This is a genomic window from Bradyrhizobium prioriisuperbiae (assembly GCF_032397745.1).
GTDB classification, from domain to species: domain Bacteria; phylum Pseudomonadota; class Alphaproteobacteria; order Rhizobiales; family Xanthobacteraceae; genus Bradyrhizobium_A; species Bradyrhizobium_A prioriisuperbiae.
This window is the reverse complement of the sequence record NZ_CP135921.1, coordinates 2583082-2597815: the sequence shown is the minus strand read 5'-3', so window position 1 is coordinate 2597815 and position 14734 is coordinate 2583082. Positions and strand designations below refer to the sequence as shown.

13 protein-coding genes are annotated in these 14734 nt (G+C 64.0%); 8 read left to right on the top strand and 5 right to left on the bottom strand.

Annotated elements, in window-relative coordinates:
• Window positions 1-169: 169 nt before the first annotated feature.
• The 4 genes from ptsP to RS897_RS12225 all read left to right on the top strand — a co-directional run bounded on the left by ptsP (window position 170) and on the right by RS897_RS12225 (window position 6082).
• Window positions 170-2437: a phosphoenolpyruvate--protein phosphotransferase gene (gene ptsP / locus RS897_RS12240; protein WP_315836808.1), complete on the top strand. Its 2268-nt coding sequence runs from the start codon at window positions 170-172 to the stop codon at window positions 2435-2437.
• Between the two features lie 194 nt (window positions 2438-2631).
• Window positions 2632-3711, top strand: a complete 1080-nt coding sequence (gene prfA, locus RS897_RS12235; RefSeq protein WP_315836807.1) for a peptide chain release factor 1 — start codon at window positions 2632-2634, stop codon at window positions 3709-3711.
• Window positions 3708-4604 carry a peptide chain release factor N(5)-glutamine methyltransferase gene (prmC, locus tag RS897_RS12230; RefSeq protein ID WP_315836806.1) on the top strand — a complete coding sequence of 299 codons (897 nt, stop codon included), beginning with the start codon at window positions 3708-3710 and terminating at the stop codon, window positions 4602-4604. Before prfA ends, prmC begins: the two co-directional genes overlap by 4 nt.
• Window positions 4605-5296: 692 nt before the next feature.
• Window positions 5297-6082, top strand: a complete 786-nt coding sequence (locus RS897_RS12225; protein ID WP_315836805.1) for a DUF4167 domain-containing protein — start codon at window positions 5297-5299, stop codon at window positions 6080-6082.
• An 86-nt stretch (window positions 6083-6168) separates the two neighbouring features.
• Here the strand turns inward: RS897_RS12225 and RS897_RS12220 are convergent, their stop codons facing one another.
• Window positions 6169-6915, bottom strand: a complete 747-nt coding sequence (locus tag RS897_RS12220; RefSeq protein WP_315838613.1) for a class I SAM-dependent methyltransferase — start codon at window positions 6913-6915, stop codon at window positions 6169-6171.
• A gap of 187 nt (window positions 6916-7102) precedes the next feature.
• Here RS897_RS12220 and gloB point away from each other — a divergent pair, with 187 nt between their 5' ends.
• Both gloB and RS897_RS12210 read left to right on the top strand, forming a co-directional pair.
• Window positions 7103-7870 carry a hydroxyacylglutathione hydrolase gene (gene gloB / locus RS897_RS12215; protein ID WP_315836804.1) on the top strand — a complete coding sequence of 256 codons (768 nt, stop codon included), beginning with the start codon at window positions 7103-7105 and terminating at the stop codon, window positions 7868-7870.
• Window positions 7871-7884: 14 nt separating this feature from the next.
• Window positions 7885-8319, top strand: a complete 435-nt coding sequence (locus tag RS897_RS12210) for a cupin domain-containing protein (protein WP_315836803.1) — start codon at window positions 7885-7887, stop codon at window positions 8317-8319.
• 105 nt (window positions 8320-8424) lie between these two features.
• Here RS897_RS12210 and yddG read toward each other — a convergent pair whose 3' ends face one another.
• Both yddG and phbB read right to left on the bottom strand, forming a co-directional pair.
• A complete protein-coding gene (gene yddG, locus RS897_RS12205; RefSeq protein WP_315836802.1) occupies window positions 8425-9303 on the bottom strand; it encodes an aromatic amino acid exporter YddG in 879 nt (292 codons plus the stop codon).
• 272 nt (window positions 9304-9575) lie between these two features.
• Window positions 9576-10301 (bottom strand): beta-ketoacyl-ACP reductase, encoded by a 726-nt coding sequence (phbB, locus tag RS897_RS12200; protein ID WP_315836801.1) that lies wholly within the window; start codon window positions 10299-10301, stop codon window positions 9576-9578.
• Between the two features lie 183 nt (window positions 10302-10484).
• Here phbB and RS897_RS12195 point away from each other — a divergent pair, with 183 nt between their 5' ends.
• Window positions 10485-10688 carry a hypothetical protein gene (locus RS897_RS12195; RefSeq protein WP_315836800.1) on the top strand — a complete coding sequence of 68 codons (204 nt, stop codon included), beginning with the start codon at window positions 10485-10487 and terminating at the stop codon, window positions 10686-10688.
• Window positions 10689-10779: 91 nt separating this feature from the next.
• Here RS897_RS12195 and RS897_RS12190 read toward each other — a convergent pair whose 3' ends face one another.
• Entirely contained in the window at window positions 10780-11955 is a 1176-nt protein-coding gene (locus RS897_RS12190) for an acetyl-CoA C-acetyltransferase (protein WP_315836799.1), read from the bottom strand.
• A 287-nt stretch (window positions 11956-12242) separates the two neighbouring features.
• On the opposite strand from RS897_RS12190, the gene phaR reads away from it, so the two are divergent.
• The gene (phaR, locus tag RS897_RS12185; RefSeq protein WP_315836798.1) at window positions 12243-12842 is read left to right on the top strand and encodes a polyhydroxyalkanoate synthesis repressor PhaR; all 600 of its coding nucleotides are present in this window, start codon (window positions 12243-12245) and stop codon (window positions 12840-12842) included.
• Between the two features lie 86 nt (window positions 12843-12928).
• Here the strand turns inward: phaR and RS897_RS12180 are convergent, their stop codons facing one another.
• Entirely contained in the window at window positions 12929-14623 is a 1695-nt protein-coding gene (locus tag RS897_RS12180; RefSeq protein WP_315838612.1) for a putative bifunctional diguanylate cyclase/phosphodiesterase, read from the bottom strand.
• Between the last annotated feature and the right edge of the window lie 111 nt (window positions 14624-14734).

Genomic DNA, 14734 nt, shown 5'->3' with positions numbered 1-14734 from the left:
CGCCTGAGGAATAGGCAGCGACAAAATGTGTCACAGTTTACTGTGTCCCGAATCGGCCAGGTTCTGGCCGGACCACTCGGGACACACGAAAAGCTGTTGTATTTCTGAGGTTTAACTCCGGCGCGCTGACCAGGCGAAACGCCGGGAACGCAGGCGGAGGTGACGGCACATGCGGAGCGCGCTGGGAGGCCCCCGCGTCTTGTTGAGACGGCTCCGCGAAGTGATGGCCGAACCGGTCAGCGCTCAGGAGCGGCTGGACAAGATCGTGGTGCTGATCGCCGCCAACATGGTGGCGGAGGTGTGCTCGACTTATGTGCTGCGCGTCGACAACACGCTGGAATTGTACGCAACCGAAGGCCTAAACCGCGACGCGGTCCATTTGACCGTGCTGAACGCCCACGAAGGCCTGGTCGGCCTGGTCGCCAGCGAAGCGACGCCGCTCAACCTGTCCAACGCGCAAAACCATCCGGCCTATTCCTACCGTCCGGAGACCGGCGAAGAAATCTACCACTCGTTCCTCGGCGTGCCGATCCTGCGCTCGGGCAACACCCTGGGCGTGCTGGTGGTGCAGAACCGCGCCCACCGCACCTATGTCGAAGAAGAGGTCGAGGCGCTGCAGACCACCGCGATGGTGGTCGCGGAAATGGTCGCCTCCGGCGAGCTGTCGGCGCTGGCGCGGCCCGGTGCCGAGCCCGCCGCCCGCCATTCGCTGCACCAGACCGGCTCGATCCTGTCCGACGGCATCGCGCTGGGACATGTGGTACTGCACGAACCGCGCGTGGTGATCACCAACTACATCGCCGAGGACCTGCCGAAGGAAATCAAGCGGCTCGACACCGCGCTGGCCAAGCTGCGCGCCGACCTCGACCGTATGCTGGAACGCGGCGACATGGCCGACGGCGGCGAGCATCGCGACGTGCTGGAAGCCTATCGCATGTTCGCCAACGACCATGGCTGGTCGCACAAGCTGCATGAGGCGGTGGCAACCGGCCTGACCGCGGAAGCTGCGGTCGAACGCGTGCAGTCGGACACCCGCGCACGGATGCTGCGCTCGACCGATCCCTATCTGCGCGAACGCCTGCACGACCTCGAGGATCTGGGCCATCGCCTGATGCGGCAATTGCTGGGCCAGGATCACGCGCCTTCACGCGAACAGCTGCCCGACAACGCCATCCTGATCGCCCGCGCGATGGGGCCGGCCGCGCTGCTCGACTACGATCGCAAGCGGCTGCGCGGCCTGGTGCTGGAGGAAGGCACCTCGAACTCTCATGTCGCGATCGTCGCCCGCGCACTCGGCATCCCGGCCGTCGGCGAAGTGCCGAATGCGGCCGGCATTGCCGAACCCGGCGACGCCATCATTGTCGACGGCACATCGGGCTCGATCTATTTCCGTCCCTCCGCCGAAATCGAATCCGCCTATGCGGAACGTGTTCGCTTCCGTGCCCGCCGGCAGGCGCAATACCTCGCACTGCGCGACAAGCCGACGGTGACCAAGGACGGCCAGCCGATCGAATTGATGATCAATGCGGGCCTGGTGATCGACCTGCCGCACATCGAGGACACCAACTGTTCCGGCATCGGGCTGTTTCGCACCGAGCTGCAATTCATGGTGGGCCAGGCGCTGCCGCGCTCCAGCGAGCAGTTGCAGCTCTATCGCACGGTGCTGGATGCGGCCGGCGACAAGCCGGTGACGTTCCGCACCCTCGACATCGGCGGCGACAAGGCGCTGCCGTACATGGAGACCATCACCGAGGAAAATCCGGCGCTGGGCTGGCGCGCGATCCGGCTCGGCCTCGACCGGCCCGGCCTGCTGCGCGGCCAGGTGCGCGCGCTGCTGCGCGCCGGCGGCGGGCGGGCGCTGAAGATCATGTTCCCGATGATCTCCGAAGTCGCCGAATTCGACCAGGCCAAGATCATCGTCGAACGTGAACTCACCTACCTGCGCCAGCACGGCCATCCGCTGCCGGAACGCATCGATATCGGCACCATGGTGGAAGTGCCGGCGCTGCTCTATCAGCTCGACGAACTCTTGAAGCGCGTCGACTTCGTCTCAGTGGGCTCCAACGACCTGTTCCAGTTCATGTACGCAGTCGACCGCGGCAACGCCAAGGTCGCCGATCGTTTCGATACGCTGGCGGCGCCGGTGCTGCGCGCGCTGCGCGACATCGTGACCAAGGCCAGCGCCGCCAAAAAGGCCGCATCGCTCTGCGGCGAGATGGCCTCGCAGCCGCTCGGCGCGCTGGCGCTGCTGGCACTTGGTTATCGATCGCTGTCGCTCTCAGCCACCGCGCATGGTCCGGTCAAGGCCATGATCCTGGAGCTCGATGTCGCCAAGGCGGCTGCGATGATCAAGCCGCTGATCGATGCCCCGGCCGGCAGCGTGTCGGTCCGCGACAAGCTGAAGGAGTTCGCGGAGAAGGAAGGGTTGCCGCTGTGAAGCGGCTGTCCTGCGAACCATCACGATCTCGGCCCCGCATGTCGCTGCGCTCATGCGGGCTACAGACGGAATTGAACTCATCATCCAGCGCCGTCGCTCGGCGCCGTAGCCCGGATGAGCGAAGCGACATCCGGGGCAGACGTCAAAATAGCGCGCTGATCATCGCCACGCTCGTGAGCCCTCAGATTTGAACCATGCTGCCTGAAGCCAAACTCGACGTCCTGTTGGCGCGCCATGCCGCGCTCGAATCTGAACTGCTCGGGCAGGTCAGCTCGGAAGTCTATGTGAAGACTACCCGCGAGCTCAGCGAGCTGGCGCCGGTGGTCGATGCGGTGAAGGCCTATCGCGCCTCAGTGCGCGAGATCGCCGACCTCGACGCCATGATCGCCGATCCCTCGACCGACACCGAGATGCGGGCGATGGCGGAGGGCGAGCGGCCGCAGTTAGAAGCCCGCCGCGACGAACTGGCCCAGGCGATCCGCGTGGCGCTGCTGCCCAAAGACGCCATGGACGAGCGCAACGTGATGCTGGAAATCCGCGCCGGCACCGGCGGCGACGAGGCCTCGCTGTTCGCCGGCGACCTGTTCCGGATGTACGAGCGCTTTGCGACGCTGCAGGGCTGGAAAGTCGATATCGTCTCCGCCAGCGAAGGCACCATGGGCGGCTACAAGGAAATCATCGCCGAAGTGAAGGGACGCGGCGCGTTCGCCAAGCTGAAATTCGAATCCGGCGTACACCGGGTGCAGCGCGTACCCGACACCGAGACACAGGGGCGCATTCACACCTCGGCCGCGACGGTGGCGGTGCTACCCGAGGTCGAGGAGGTCGACGTCGACATCAAGAGCGACGACCTGCGGATCGAAACCATGCGCGCGCAGGGCGCCGGCGGCCAGCACGTCAACAAGACCGAATCGGCGATCCGCATCACCCACATTCCGACCGGCATCGTGGTCAACATGCAGGACAGCCGTTCGCAACATAAGAATCGCGCCAGCGCCATGAACATTCTGCGCTCACGCATTTACGACGCCGAACGCCAACGCATCGACGCGGTGCGTTCCGCTGATCGCCGCGAGAAAGTCGGCTCCGGCGATCGTTCCGAGCGCATCCGCACCTACAACTTCCCGCAGGGCCGCGTCACCGATCATCGCATCAACCTGACGCTCTACAAGCTACCGCAAGTGATCGCCGGCGAAGCGTTGCACGAACTGACCGAAGCGCTGACCACCGAACACCAGGCGGCACAGCTCGCCGCCGAAGGCGCAGCCGCGTGAGCGGCGGCTTCAAGGGGCTCAGCGTCGACGCCGCACGGCGGCATTTGGCCAGCCTCCTGAAACAAACATCGACCGATTCCCCCGAACTCGACGCCCGGCTTCTGATCGGCGCGGTACTCGATCTTGATCTCACCGGGCTCGCCACCTCGGCATCCCGCATCATCGACGAGCAGGAGGCTGGGCGCCTGGCCGATGTCGCCCGGCGGCGCGGCGCGGGCGAACCGGTGGCGCGCATCATCGGCTTCAAGGAATTCTGGGGGCTGCCGCTGCGGCTGTCCACCACAACGCTGGTGCCCAGACCGGACACCGAGACAGTGGTGGAAGCCGCACTGGAGATCGCGAACACCGGCGAGGCGGACGCGATTGCGCGCATCGCCGATATCGGCACCGGCACCGGCGCCATCCTGCTGGCGCTGCTGTCGGAGCTGCCCACCGCATCGGGGGTCGGCACCGATATCGATATGGCGGCCCTGGAGACCGCGGCCGACAACGCACGGCAGCTCGGCCTCGCCAACCGCACCACGTTCATCCATTGCAGCTATGCGCAGGCCTTGCAGGGACCGTTCGACCTGATCGTCTCGAACCCGCCCTACATTCCCTCGCGGGAGATCGCGGGTCTCGCCATCGAGGTTCGCGATCACGATCCGCACCGGGCGCTGGACGGCGGCGCCGACGGCCTCGACGCCTATCGCGCGCTGATTCCACAGGCGGCTTTGTTGCTGCGAACGGGGGGCGCGCTGCTGCTTGAAGTCGGCCAGCACCAGGACCAAGACGTCGGAGCGCTGATGCAGGCGCAGGGCCTGCGGCTTGCTGCCACGAAGGCCGATCTGGCCGGAATCCCCCGTGTCGTGATAGGGCAGAAATGGGGCCCGGCGGGCTCATTTTGGCAATAAAAACCTCTTGGAATATCGGCCGAGAGCGACTAGGTTCCGGGCACAGCATCGGTCCAGGCAGCCAACCCCGCAGGAACTGCGGAGGCTAAAGCTCCCCGAGAGCCCGACCGGATAAAGGTTCCAAAGACTGGTTGAGTTGAGCGCGATGGCTGGAACAGCCGTGCTGCTCGCAACCGCCAAGCGAACGAAAGCTTGATATTGCGGCGACACACTCATTTGCGAGAATTCGGGCCTGCACTGGATGCTTGATCAGCCGATCAGGCCGACAGGACCGGTGGCACGCGTCGTTTGGGGAACGCGTTTGTGGTGAACACATCATCTTCCGTGATGAACGCATCTGATGTGAATGCGTTTGATGTAAATGCGCTCGATGTGAGCAGGCCTGTCGCGGACGCGGCTCTTGTAGACGCGCTTCTTATGAACACGCCTCTTGTGAACAAGATGGACGCACGATTTGATCAGCTGTCTCGACTCCGGCGCTTGCGCGACGATGCGATTCGCGGAACGGGTGCTGGACAGCCCTCGCGTCGGGGATGCCCGGCGGCGATGAAGGGAACTTCTGAACCACAGCACTTGATACATCGCCTGGCACAGCAATTGGTTTGACTTGTAACCGGAATGCTTTCGGACGCCGGTAGCGTCCGTCTCTTCATCATGACATCGACACTTCAGGGTTGGCGAAAAGGCACGACATGAGAAACGGTCAGAATAACAATAAGCGGATGCGGAATCGGAATAACAACCACAGCAGCAACAACAACAACAATAACAATAACCGCCGCAGCCAAAACCCGATGACCCGGGTTTACGATTCCAACGGTCCTGACATCAAGATTCGCGGCACCGCCGCCCATGTCGGCGAAAAATATCTGCAACTCGCCCGTGATTCGCAAAGCTCCGGCGATCCGGTCGCTGCCGAAAATTACTATCAGCACGCCGAACATTATTTTCGCCTGATCGCGGCGGCCCAGGAGCAATTCCGCCAGAGCCAGCCGCAACAGCAGCAGCCGCGCATGGACCAGGATCAGCGCGACGACGGCGGCGACGATGGCGAAGAGAGCTTCTCGAACTTCGGTGCGGAGCCCGGCTTCGGCCTGCGCGAGCCGCAGCCGTCCTATCAGCCGCGGGAACAGCCGCAGCCTGCTTATCAGCCGCGTGAAAATCACTCGCGCGAGAGTAACCGTGATCGGGACCAGGCTCCCCGCGAACAAAACTTTCGTGAGCAGCGTCCGCAGCCCCAGGTCCAGCCGTCGCTGCCGATCGGCGATGCTGGCGACGTTGACCGGCTGCCCTCGTTCATCACCGGCGCACAACCGCAGCCGAGCAACGGCGCCAACGGTTTCGAAGGCAACGGCCATCAGGAAGCCGGCCGCTTTCCGCCGCGCCGCCGCCGCCGTCCGCACGGGCCAAGGCCTGAAGGTGGAAGGCCTGAAGGCCGCGGACCGCAGCAGAGCGAAGATTTCCCCACCGGCGAATAAGACGCCGGTGCTATAGCGGCCGCATCTCATCACCCTCCGCATTCCGATGCGGAGGGTTTTTTGTGGTCCGTCGAAGTTTCGCGAGCTTAGGTGACGGCCTCGTCGCGGCGTGGAGCTGCCGTCGGCACCAGCACGGGATCGAGTGCGGGAATGAGTCGCGTGCGCTGGCGACGCGCGGGAATGGCGCGATAGACCTGCTTGGTCGCCTCGACGATATGCACGCCGGCAAATGGTGAGGAGATCCCGGCGCTGACGCGCTCCCATGCGCCCGCCGAGCGCAGGAACCAACTGCCGTCGATCGGCGGCACATACAGCGCTTCGCTCCAGGCCGACGGCGTGAACCAAGTCAGCCGCAGCAGCTCGGTGATCTGGCTGCGCGAATAGGGCCGGCCATGGCCAAACGGCGTCTTGTCGGTGCGGGTCCAGACGCCGCGGCGATTGGGAATGACCACCATCATGCGTCCCGAGGGCGCGAGGATGCGCCAGACTTCACGCAATAGCCCGGCCGGATCGTCCGACATCTCCAGCGCATGAACCAGCAGTACCCGGTCGATCGACGCATCCGGCAGCGGCAGCGAGAACTCATCCACCAGGGTCGCCAGCGTGGGCCGCGAGGTCGGCCATTTCAGCACACCCTGCGCCGCCGGCATGAAAGCGATGCAACGCTCGGAGTCTTCCCGGAACAGGCCGAGATAGGGCGTGGGATAGCCGATGCCGAGCACCCGCAAACCGCTGGCCTGGGGCCATTGCGTGCGGATGCCGCGGTTGATCAGCCGTCGCGCCACCACGCCAAGCGGTTGCGAATAGAAGTTCCTGAGATCGATCACGTCCATCGTCATTGCAGCTGTTCTAGCATGTCCCGGCAGAAACGTGCAGCAGGGAGCGCGAAAACGCCGCGCCTGCCAGACCATCGTTAACGCCCCATTTTCGCCTCCCGCCGCATTTCAACCCAGCTTGTTTCAACCCGCCTTGCGGCTGTGCTAGCGTCGCGGCACTCGCCTGCAAGACGATGGAGTTCACATGTCCGCAGACATCCGCATCTTCCCCTGCCTCTCGGACAATTTCGGCTATCTGATCCACGACCCCGTCAGTGGCGCCACCGCCTCGGTCGACGCGCCGGAAGCCGGCCCTATCGTCAAGGCGCTGCAGCGCGAGGGCTGGACGCTGACCGACATCCTGGTCACCCACCACCATCACGATCACGTTGGCGGCATCGCCGAGCTGAAGGCCAAGTACAATTGCCGCGTGGTTGCGCCCCATGACAAGGCGGTGCCGATCGCGCAGGTCGACGAACGGGTCAAGGAAGGCGATCATGTCAGTGTCGGCACCTTGTCCGCGCGGATACTGGAAACCCCGGGCCACACCCTCGACCACATCTCCTATGTGTTCGATGCCGAGCACGCGGTGTTCTGCGCCGACACGCTGTTTTCGATCGGTTGCGGGCGGGTGTTCGAAGGCACCTACCCGATGATGTGGGACTCGCTCAAGAAGCTGCGCGCCCTGCCCGACGACACCAGGATCTATTGCGGCCACGAATACACGCTGTCGAACATCAAGTTCGCCTTGACCGTCGACAAGGACAACGCCGCGCTAAAAGCACGCGCGGAGGAAGCCGCACAGCAGCGTGCCGCCAATACGCCGACGATCCCGACACGGATCGGCGAGGAGAAAAAGACCAACGTCTTCCTCCGCGCCGATGATGCGGCTGTCGCCGCAGGCCTTGGCCTGGCCGGCAAAAGCGCCGCCGAGGTGTTCGGCGAATTGCGCGAACGCAAGAACAAATCCTGAGAGCATAAATCCCAATGCCCGGCCGTCCGACCGCCGAAAACATCATCGCACTGCTGCACCTCGCGCCGCATCCCGAAGGCGGCCACTATCGCGAGGTGTTTCGCGATCCCCGCACCGACGCACACGGACGCTCAGCGTCCACCGCGATTTATTTCCTGCTGGCGCGCGACGAGCGCTCGCACTGGCACCGCGTCGATGCCGCCGAGATCTGGCATTACTACAGCGGCAGCCCGCTCGCCTTGCAGATCGCCGATGAGCACGGACAGCGCACGCTGCATCTGGGGCCGGACCTGATGGCCGGCGAGGTGCCGCAAATCGTCGTGCCCGCCGGCGCCTGGCAGGCCGCGGAAAGCGTCGGCGACTGGACCCTGGTCGGCTGCACCGTCGCGCCGGGATTTGACTTCGCCGGTTTCGAACTCGCGCCGCCGGGCTGGGTACCGGAGAGCTGATACAGATTCAGCCGGTAGGATGGGTAGAGCGCAGCGAAACCCATCATTGATCGACTGACTCGGAACGATGGGTTTCGCTGCGCTCAACCCATCCTACGTCTGAAGCTAGCTTCGCTTCAGCATGTCGCGCGCGGCAATCAGGCCGCCGCCCGCAATCAGAACCGCGGAGATCGCCAGCACCGGCGTCGGCTCGGCAAAGCCGGCAAGAATCAAAAATCCGGTCGACAGCAGCGGCGTGGCGTAGGACAGCGCGCCGAGCAGGCGGATGTCGCCACGTTTCATGCCGATGTCCCAGGCATAGAACGCAGCGCCCACCGGACCGAGGCCCAGCGCAATAATGCACCCCCACTGCAGTGCTGTCTGCGGCCAGACGGTGGTCTCCAGCGCAAGATGGCACAACGCCGCGAGCACCGCGGTGGCCAGGCAGAAGCCGGCGACCGCATCGGTCGGCACCGCTTTGAGCCGGCGCGACATCACCGAATAGCCACCCCAGATGAAGGCCGCGCAAAAGGCCGCGGCAAAGCCCGGAATGTAGTCCGGCGCGATATGCCCGAACTGCGCGCCCTTGCCGCCAAGCACCAGCAGCACCATACCGACAAGTCCGAGCAGCGCGCCGATCACATGATGGGACTTGAGCGCCTCGCCGGGCAGGAAGGCCGAGAACAACACGATCAGCAATGGCCACAGATAGTTCAGCAATCCCGCTTCGGCCGGCGGCGCAAAGCGCAGCGCCAGGAAATACAGCGCGTGATAACCGAACAATCCGCCGACACCGACCAACCAGACGAATGGCGGCTGACGCAACGCCTGCGCGGCCCCCGGACGCCAGAGCCATGTCAGCGGCCCGACACAAGCGCCGATCGCGAAGGTCATGGCGGCGAGCTGGAAGGCCGGGATGCGTCCGGTCGCCACCGTCAGCATCGCCAGCAGCGACCACATCACGATGGCGGAGAGACCGACGAGGGTTGCGGAATTCTGAGTCATGAAATCGTTATGGCAGAGCGCGCGATGAGATAGCTCCTCATCCTGAGAGCCTGACTGGAAATGCGGTTAGGGCTTGCGAGACGTATCATCCCCACTCCGTCATTGCCGGGCTTGACCCGGCAATCCAGCTTTCCTTGATAGAAGCCCAATGCAATTGAGCGCTCAAGCTGGATCACCGGGTCAAGCCCGGTGATGACGCTGAATATGGTGAGCCGCCTCCCATCGTCCCGAGTCAGAATCTCAGGATGAGGGACTACCGCTCACCCATCAGCTCAGGCGTGATACTGCCCGCCATTGATGGTGAGGGTCGAGCCGGTGATGTAGCCGGCGTCGTCGGAGGCGAGGAACGCCACAGCGCGGGCGATTTCCTCGGGCTCGCCAAGGCGATTGACCGGGATCATCGGCAGGATGCTTTTCTCGAGCACGTCCTTCGGCACCGCCTGCACCATCTCGGTGTTGATATAGCCGGGGCAGATCACGTTGACGGTGATGCCGGCGCGGGCATTCTCCAGCGCGAGCGCCTTGGTGAAGCCGATGTCGCCGGCCTTGGCCGCCGAATAATTCACCTGGCCGAACTGGCCCTTCTGGCCATTGATGGAAGAGATGTTGATGATGCGGCCGAACTTGCGCGCGCGCATGCCCTCGATCACCGGACGGGTCATGTTGAACAGCGAGCCGAGATTGGTGGTGATGACGGCATTCCACTGTTCGAGTGTCATCTTGTGAAACTGGCCGTCGCGGGTGATGCCGGCGTTGTTGACCAGAATGTCGACCGGACCAATGTCGGTTTCGACCTTCTTGATACCTTCGGAGCAGGCCTCGAACGACGCCACATCCCATTTGTAAACCGGGATATGGGTTTCATGCTTGAACTTGTTCGCCGCCTCGTCATTGCCCGCATAGCTGGCCGCGACCTTGCAGCCGGCGGCCTTGAGTGCCTTGCTGATCGCAGCACCAATTCCTCGCGTCCCACCCGTCACCAACGCCACACGTGCCATGCTCAGGTCCTCCTTCAATGACTTCGCGATATTTTTTAAGTCGATGAAGTATTCAAGCCAATTGTGAGAACTGCAAGACCAAACCTGGATCGTGTCCGAGTTTAAATGAAGCAGTCCTTGACGCCGACTGCTCACCCCTCTCACCTTGGGCAAATCATTCGAGCGCAGCAGGGAGCAAGACATATGACGACACAAGCTTTCAACGTTGGCGACGCCGTTCGGAAGCACGCCGGCTATGAGTATCCCGGCTTTATTGTTGCGGTGTTCACCACCCGCGCAGGTGCGGTGCGTTATGTCGTCGAGGCGGACCATCCCGCATTCACGGGAATGCTGCACATTTTCAATGGCGATCAATTGGAGCTTCGCGCCAGCGCTCCGTCGGCATAGTTCGGGCCGCGCGCCTGACCATGAAATGAAAATGCCCGGCACAAGGCCGGGCACTCGTTTGTAAAATGCTGCAGTGCGCTGTGGTCAGAGATCAGCGTTCCACGCAGAGCGCGATGCCCATGCCGCCGCCGATGCACAGGGTGGCGAGGCCCTTCTTGGAATCCCGCTTCTGCATTTCGTGCAGCAGGGTCACCAGCACGCGCGCGCCCGATGCACCGATCGGATGGCCGATCGAGATCGCGCCGCCATTGACGTTGACCTTCGAGGTATCCCAGCCGAGGTCCTTGTTGACCGCGCAAGCCTGCGCCGCGAACGCCTCGTTGGCCTCGATCAGATCGAGGTCATCGGCCTTCCAGCCGGCCTTCTTGAGCGCCGCGCGCGACGCCGGGATCGGGCCGGTGCCCATGATCGACGGATCGACGCCGGCCTGGCCCCACGACACGATGCGGGCCAGCGGCGTGCGGCCGTCCTTGGCGGCCTGCTTGGCGCTCATCAGCACCAGGGCGGCGGCGCCGTCATTGATGCCCGACGCATTGCCGGCGGTCACGGTGCCGTCCTTCTCGAAGGCGGCGCGCAGCTTGGCCATCGCTTCGATGGTAGCGCCATGACGGGGGAATTCATCGGTGTCGATGGTGATGTCGCCCTTGCGGCCCTTGATGATGAAGGGAATGATTTCGTCCTTGAAGCGACCGGCCTTCTGCGCCGCTTCCGCCTTGTTCTGGGAGCCGACGGCGAACTCGTCCTGCTGCTGGCGGGTGATCTGGTATTGCTTGGCGACGTTCTCGGCGGTGTTACCCATGTGGTAGCCGTTGAACGCATCCCACAGGCCGTCCTTGATCATGGTATCGACGATGTCGAGCGAGCCCATTTTTACGCCACCGCGCAAATGCTGGGCATGTTGCGCCATGCTCATCGACTCCTGGCCGCCGGCGACCACGATATCTGAATCGCCATTCAAAATCGCCTGATAGCCGAGCGCCACGGCGCGCAGTCCCGAACCGCACAGCTGATTGACGCCCCAGGCCGGGGCTTCCACCGGAATGCCGGCATTGATCGAGGCCTGACGGGCCGGATTCTGGCCCTGCCCCGCGGTCAGGATCTGCCCAAGGATGACTTCGGACACCCGGCCCGGCTCCACGCCGGCCCGCTCCAGCGCGGCCTTGACGACGGCGGCACCGAGATCATGGGCGGGGGTATTGGCGAAAGCGCCATTGAACGAACCAACAGCGGTGCGTGCAGCGCTGACGATGACGACATCGTCGGTCATGGACATCTCCTTGGATTTTGCGTTTCGGGCACAGGCCCGTGCCGGGCTGGCAGAGCGAGGTCTCGGCTCATATCCTGTTAACCTCGGGCAGGCGTGTCAATCGGCCATTGCAGTGCGCAAGCCGATTTCGCAGCCGCGCCAAGCCGCCCGAGGGGTGCTAGAGTCTTAACTGTGCTGCACAAAACGGTAGCCGAGCGCTGCTGGACATGCTTACTTTGTTGCGATGCATGACCTCATCCTCCGGGGGAAGGTCCGGTGAGTTCCCTTACTCTCAGATCGGGAGACCCATGGCGAAATCAGAAACACCCATCACGATCAAGAAATACGCCAACCGACGGCTCTATAACACCGGCACCAGCACTTACGTCACGCTCGAAGACCTCGCGGCCATGGTGAAGGAAGGCGAAGATTTTCTTGTCTACGACGCCAAGACCGGCGACGACATCACACGGTCCGTACTTGCCCAGATCATTTTTGAGCAGGAAAACAAGGCGGGCCAGAACCTGTTGCCCACCACCTTCCTCAGGCAGCTGATTCGCTTTTATGGCGACAGCATGCAGATGGTGGTGCCGAAATATCTCGAGGCCTCGATCGATTCGCTGACCCGCGAGCAGGAAAAATTCCGCAAGCAGATGACCAGCGCCTTCGGCAGCGGCCCGTTCGCGCCGCTCGAAGAACAGGTCCGCCGCAACATGGAGCTGTTCGAGCGGACCTTCGCGATGTTCAAGCCGTTCGGCATCGGATCGCTGCGCAAGGATCCGCCGACGGCCGAGCCCGAGCCGTCCGAGACGCCGGTCGAGGCCGACGATATCGACGACTTGAAGCGGCAGATGAAGGATATGCAGGACCGGCTCGAGCGCATGTCGAAAGAGCCGACCAAGGAATAGATTTCAGCTGACGACTGATTTCGCCGTCATGCGCTCCTGTGAAAACGGGAGCGCATTTTTTTGTGCGTGGCCCGGCCCCGCGCTTGTCAGCCCGCCGCCGGCAGCCCGGCGCGGGGCTCGACGGCCCAGGGCCGCTCCGACGAGGCAAGACCGGTCAGACGGCCCTGGATGTAATCGCAGCCCCAGTCGCGCAGCAATGTGGCGGACTCTTCGTCCTGCACCCATTCGGCGACGGTCTTGATATCCAGCCGCCGCGCCAGGTCGATCAATGTCTGCACGAAAGCCCGGTCGTCCGCGGAGCGCGCAATGTTCTGCACAAAGGCGCCGTCGATCTTCACCAGGTCGACACCCAGTTTGCGCAGGTTGCGGAACGAGGTGTTGCCGGCGCCGAAATCGTCGATCGCGATCCGGCTGCCGAAGTTCTTCAGCCGGGTCACGAAACCACGCACGTCGTCGATGTCCTGGATCGCCACCGTCTCGGTGATCTCGACGATCAGTCGCTGGGCGACGCCGGGATGGGCGCGCATCAGCATTTCGATCCGCAGCCACCAGTCCGGATCCATCGTGGTGTCGGGGGAGATGTTGAGGCTGAGCTGAATCTGCGGGGCGGCGGCGAGCTCCGCCACCACGAGCTCGAGCACGCGCTGATCGACCAGGTGGATCAGGCCGAGCTTCTCGGCAACCGGCACGATATCCGGCGCGAGCAGCAGCTCACCGTCGTCCTGCCTCATGCGAACCAGGCATTCGTGAAACGCCGGGACGCGCGAACGCACGTCGACCACCGGCTCGTAAGCCATCACCAGCCGCCGCTCATTGAGCGCGCTGACAATCTCGTCGGTGACGCGGATGTTGACGCGGCGCTGCGCGTCGCGCTCCACATTGGGCCGCCACGCGAGGTACGAGCCGGACCGGCGCGCCTTGGCCCGGTCGAGGGCTTCCTGGGCACGCACCATGGCCTCGTCGGCGGAGCGGGCATGGCGCGGCACACTGACCGCGCCGATCGAGGCTGTCAGCGACACCGGCCCCGGCTGGGTCGGCACCACCTCGTTGCGGATCGCGGCGAGGAAGCGCTCGGATGCGACCGCCATCTCGTCGCTGCTGCAGTTCTTCAGGATCACGCCGAACTTGTTGCCGGAGAACCGCGCCAGAACGTCGCCGCCGCGCAGCCGTGCGCGAATCCGCTGGGCGATTTCCACGATCACCTGGTCGGCGACGTCGAAGCCGAAGGCGTCATTGATATGGGCGAGATGATCGATGCCGAGCAGCAGGAAGGCGAATGACGCGCGAAACCGCGCGGCCTCCTCGACGGCCTCCGCCAGCGACGCCACCAGCTGGGTGCGATTGAGCTCGCCGGTCAGCGGATCGTGCCGCGACAGGCTAAGCAGTTGCTGGTCGCGGGCATGACGTTCGTTGTTGATGCGGACCAGCCCCTGTGCCCGCGCGGGCTTGCCGTCGGGGCCGGCGAACCAGCAGCCGGTCTCCTCGATCCAGATCACCTCGGCCGACGCCTTGGCGCGCACGCCGTATTCGATCTGGTACTGCACGCCGGCGCCACGATCGAGCTTGCCGGAATTCAAGACCGCTTGGGCGCGCACATCCTGCAGCGGCTCGATGCATGTTGCAAACGCGTTGCCGCTGGCGAGCGCCGCGTGCGGCAGATCCTCGAACACGACGGCGACATTGCCGCTCCAGGCCATCACATCGCTGGCGATGTCCCAGGTAAAGGTCGCCTGTCCAAGCGACGCCAGAATGGCCGATGGCTCCGGCGCCGCGGTTGGCAGCACCGCACCGGGCTCGGGGGTGGCATCCGTCCTCTGCGTTACAGACCGTGCGGTCAGGGAAACAGCTGGTTTCAAAGTCGCCTCATTTCGGGACGCTGCCCAAGTATTCCC

Coding starts and splice junctions, on each gene's coding strand:
- phbB (WP_315836801.1), bottom strand. CDS start 10,301: ATGGCACGTGTGGCGTTGGTGACGGGTGGGACGCGAGGAATTGGTGCT.
- RS897_RS12220 (WP_315838613.1), bottom strand. CDS start 6,915: ATGGACGTGATCGATCTCAGGAACTTCTATTCGCAACCGCTTGGCGTG.
- RS897_RS12190 (WP_315836799.1), bottom strand. CDS start 11,955: ATGACCGACGATGTCGTCATCGTCAGCGCTGCACGCACCGCTGTTGGT.
- ptsP (WP_315836808.1), top strand. CDS start 170: ATGCGGAGCGCGCTGGGAGGCCCCCGCGTCTTGTTGAGACGGCTCCGC.
- RS897_RS12225 (WP_315836805.1), top strand. CDS start 5,297: ATGAGAAACGGTCAGAATAACAATAAGCGGATGCGGAATCGGAATAAC.
- prfA (WP_315836807.1), top strand. CDS start 2,632: ATGCTGCCTGAAGCCAAACTCGACGTCCTGTTGGCGCGCCATGCCGCG.
- RS897_RS12195 (WP_315836800.1), top strand. CDS start 10,485: ATGACGACACAAGCTTTCAACGTTGGCGACGCCGTTCGGAAGCACGCC.
- gloB (WP_315836804.1), top strand. CDS start 7,103: ATGTCCGCAGACATCCGCATCTTCCCCTGCCTCTCGGACAATTTCGGC.
- yddG (WP_315836802.1), bottom strand. CDS start 9,303: ATGACTCAGAATTCCGCAACCCTCGTCGGTCTCTCCGCCATCGTGATG.
- phaR (WP_315836798.1), top strand. CDS start 12,243: ATGGCGAAATCAGAAACACCCATCACGATCAAGAAATACGCCAACCGA.
- RS897_RS12210 (WP_315836803.1), top strand. CDS start 7,885: ATGCCCGGCCGTCCGACCGCCGAAAACATCATCGCACTGCTGCACCTC.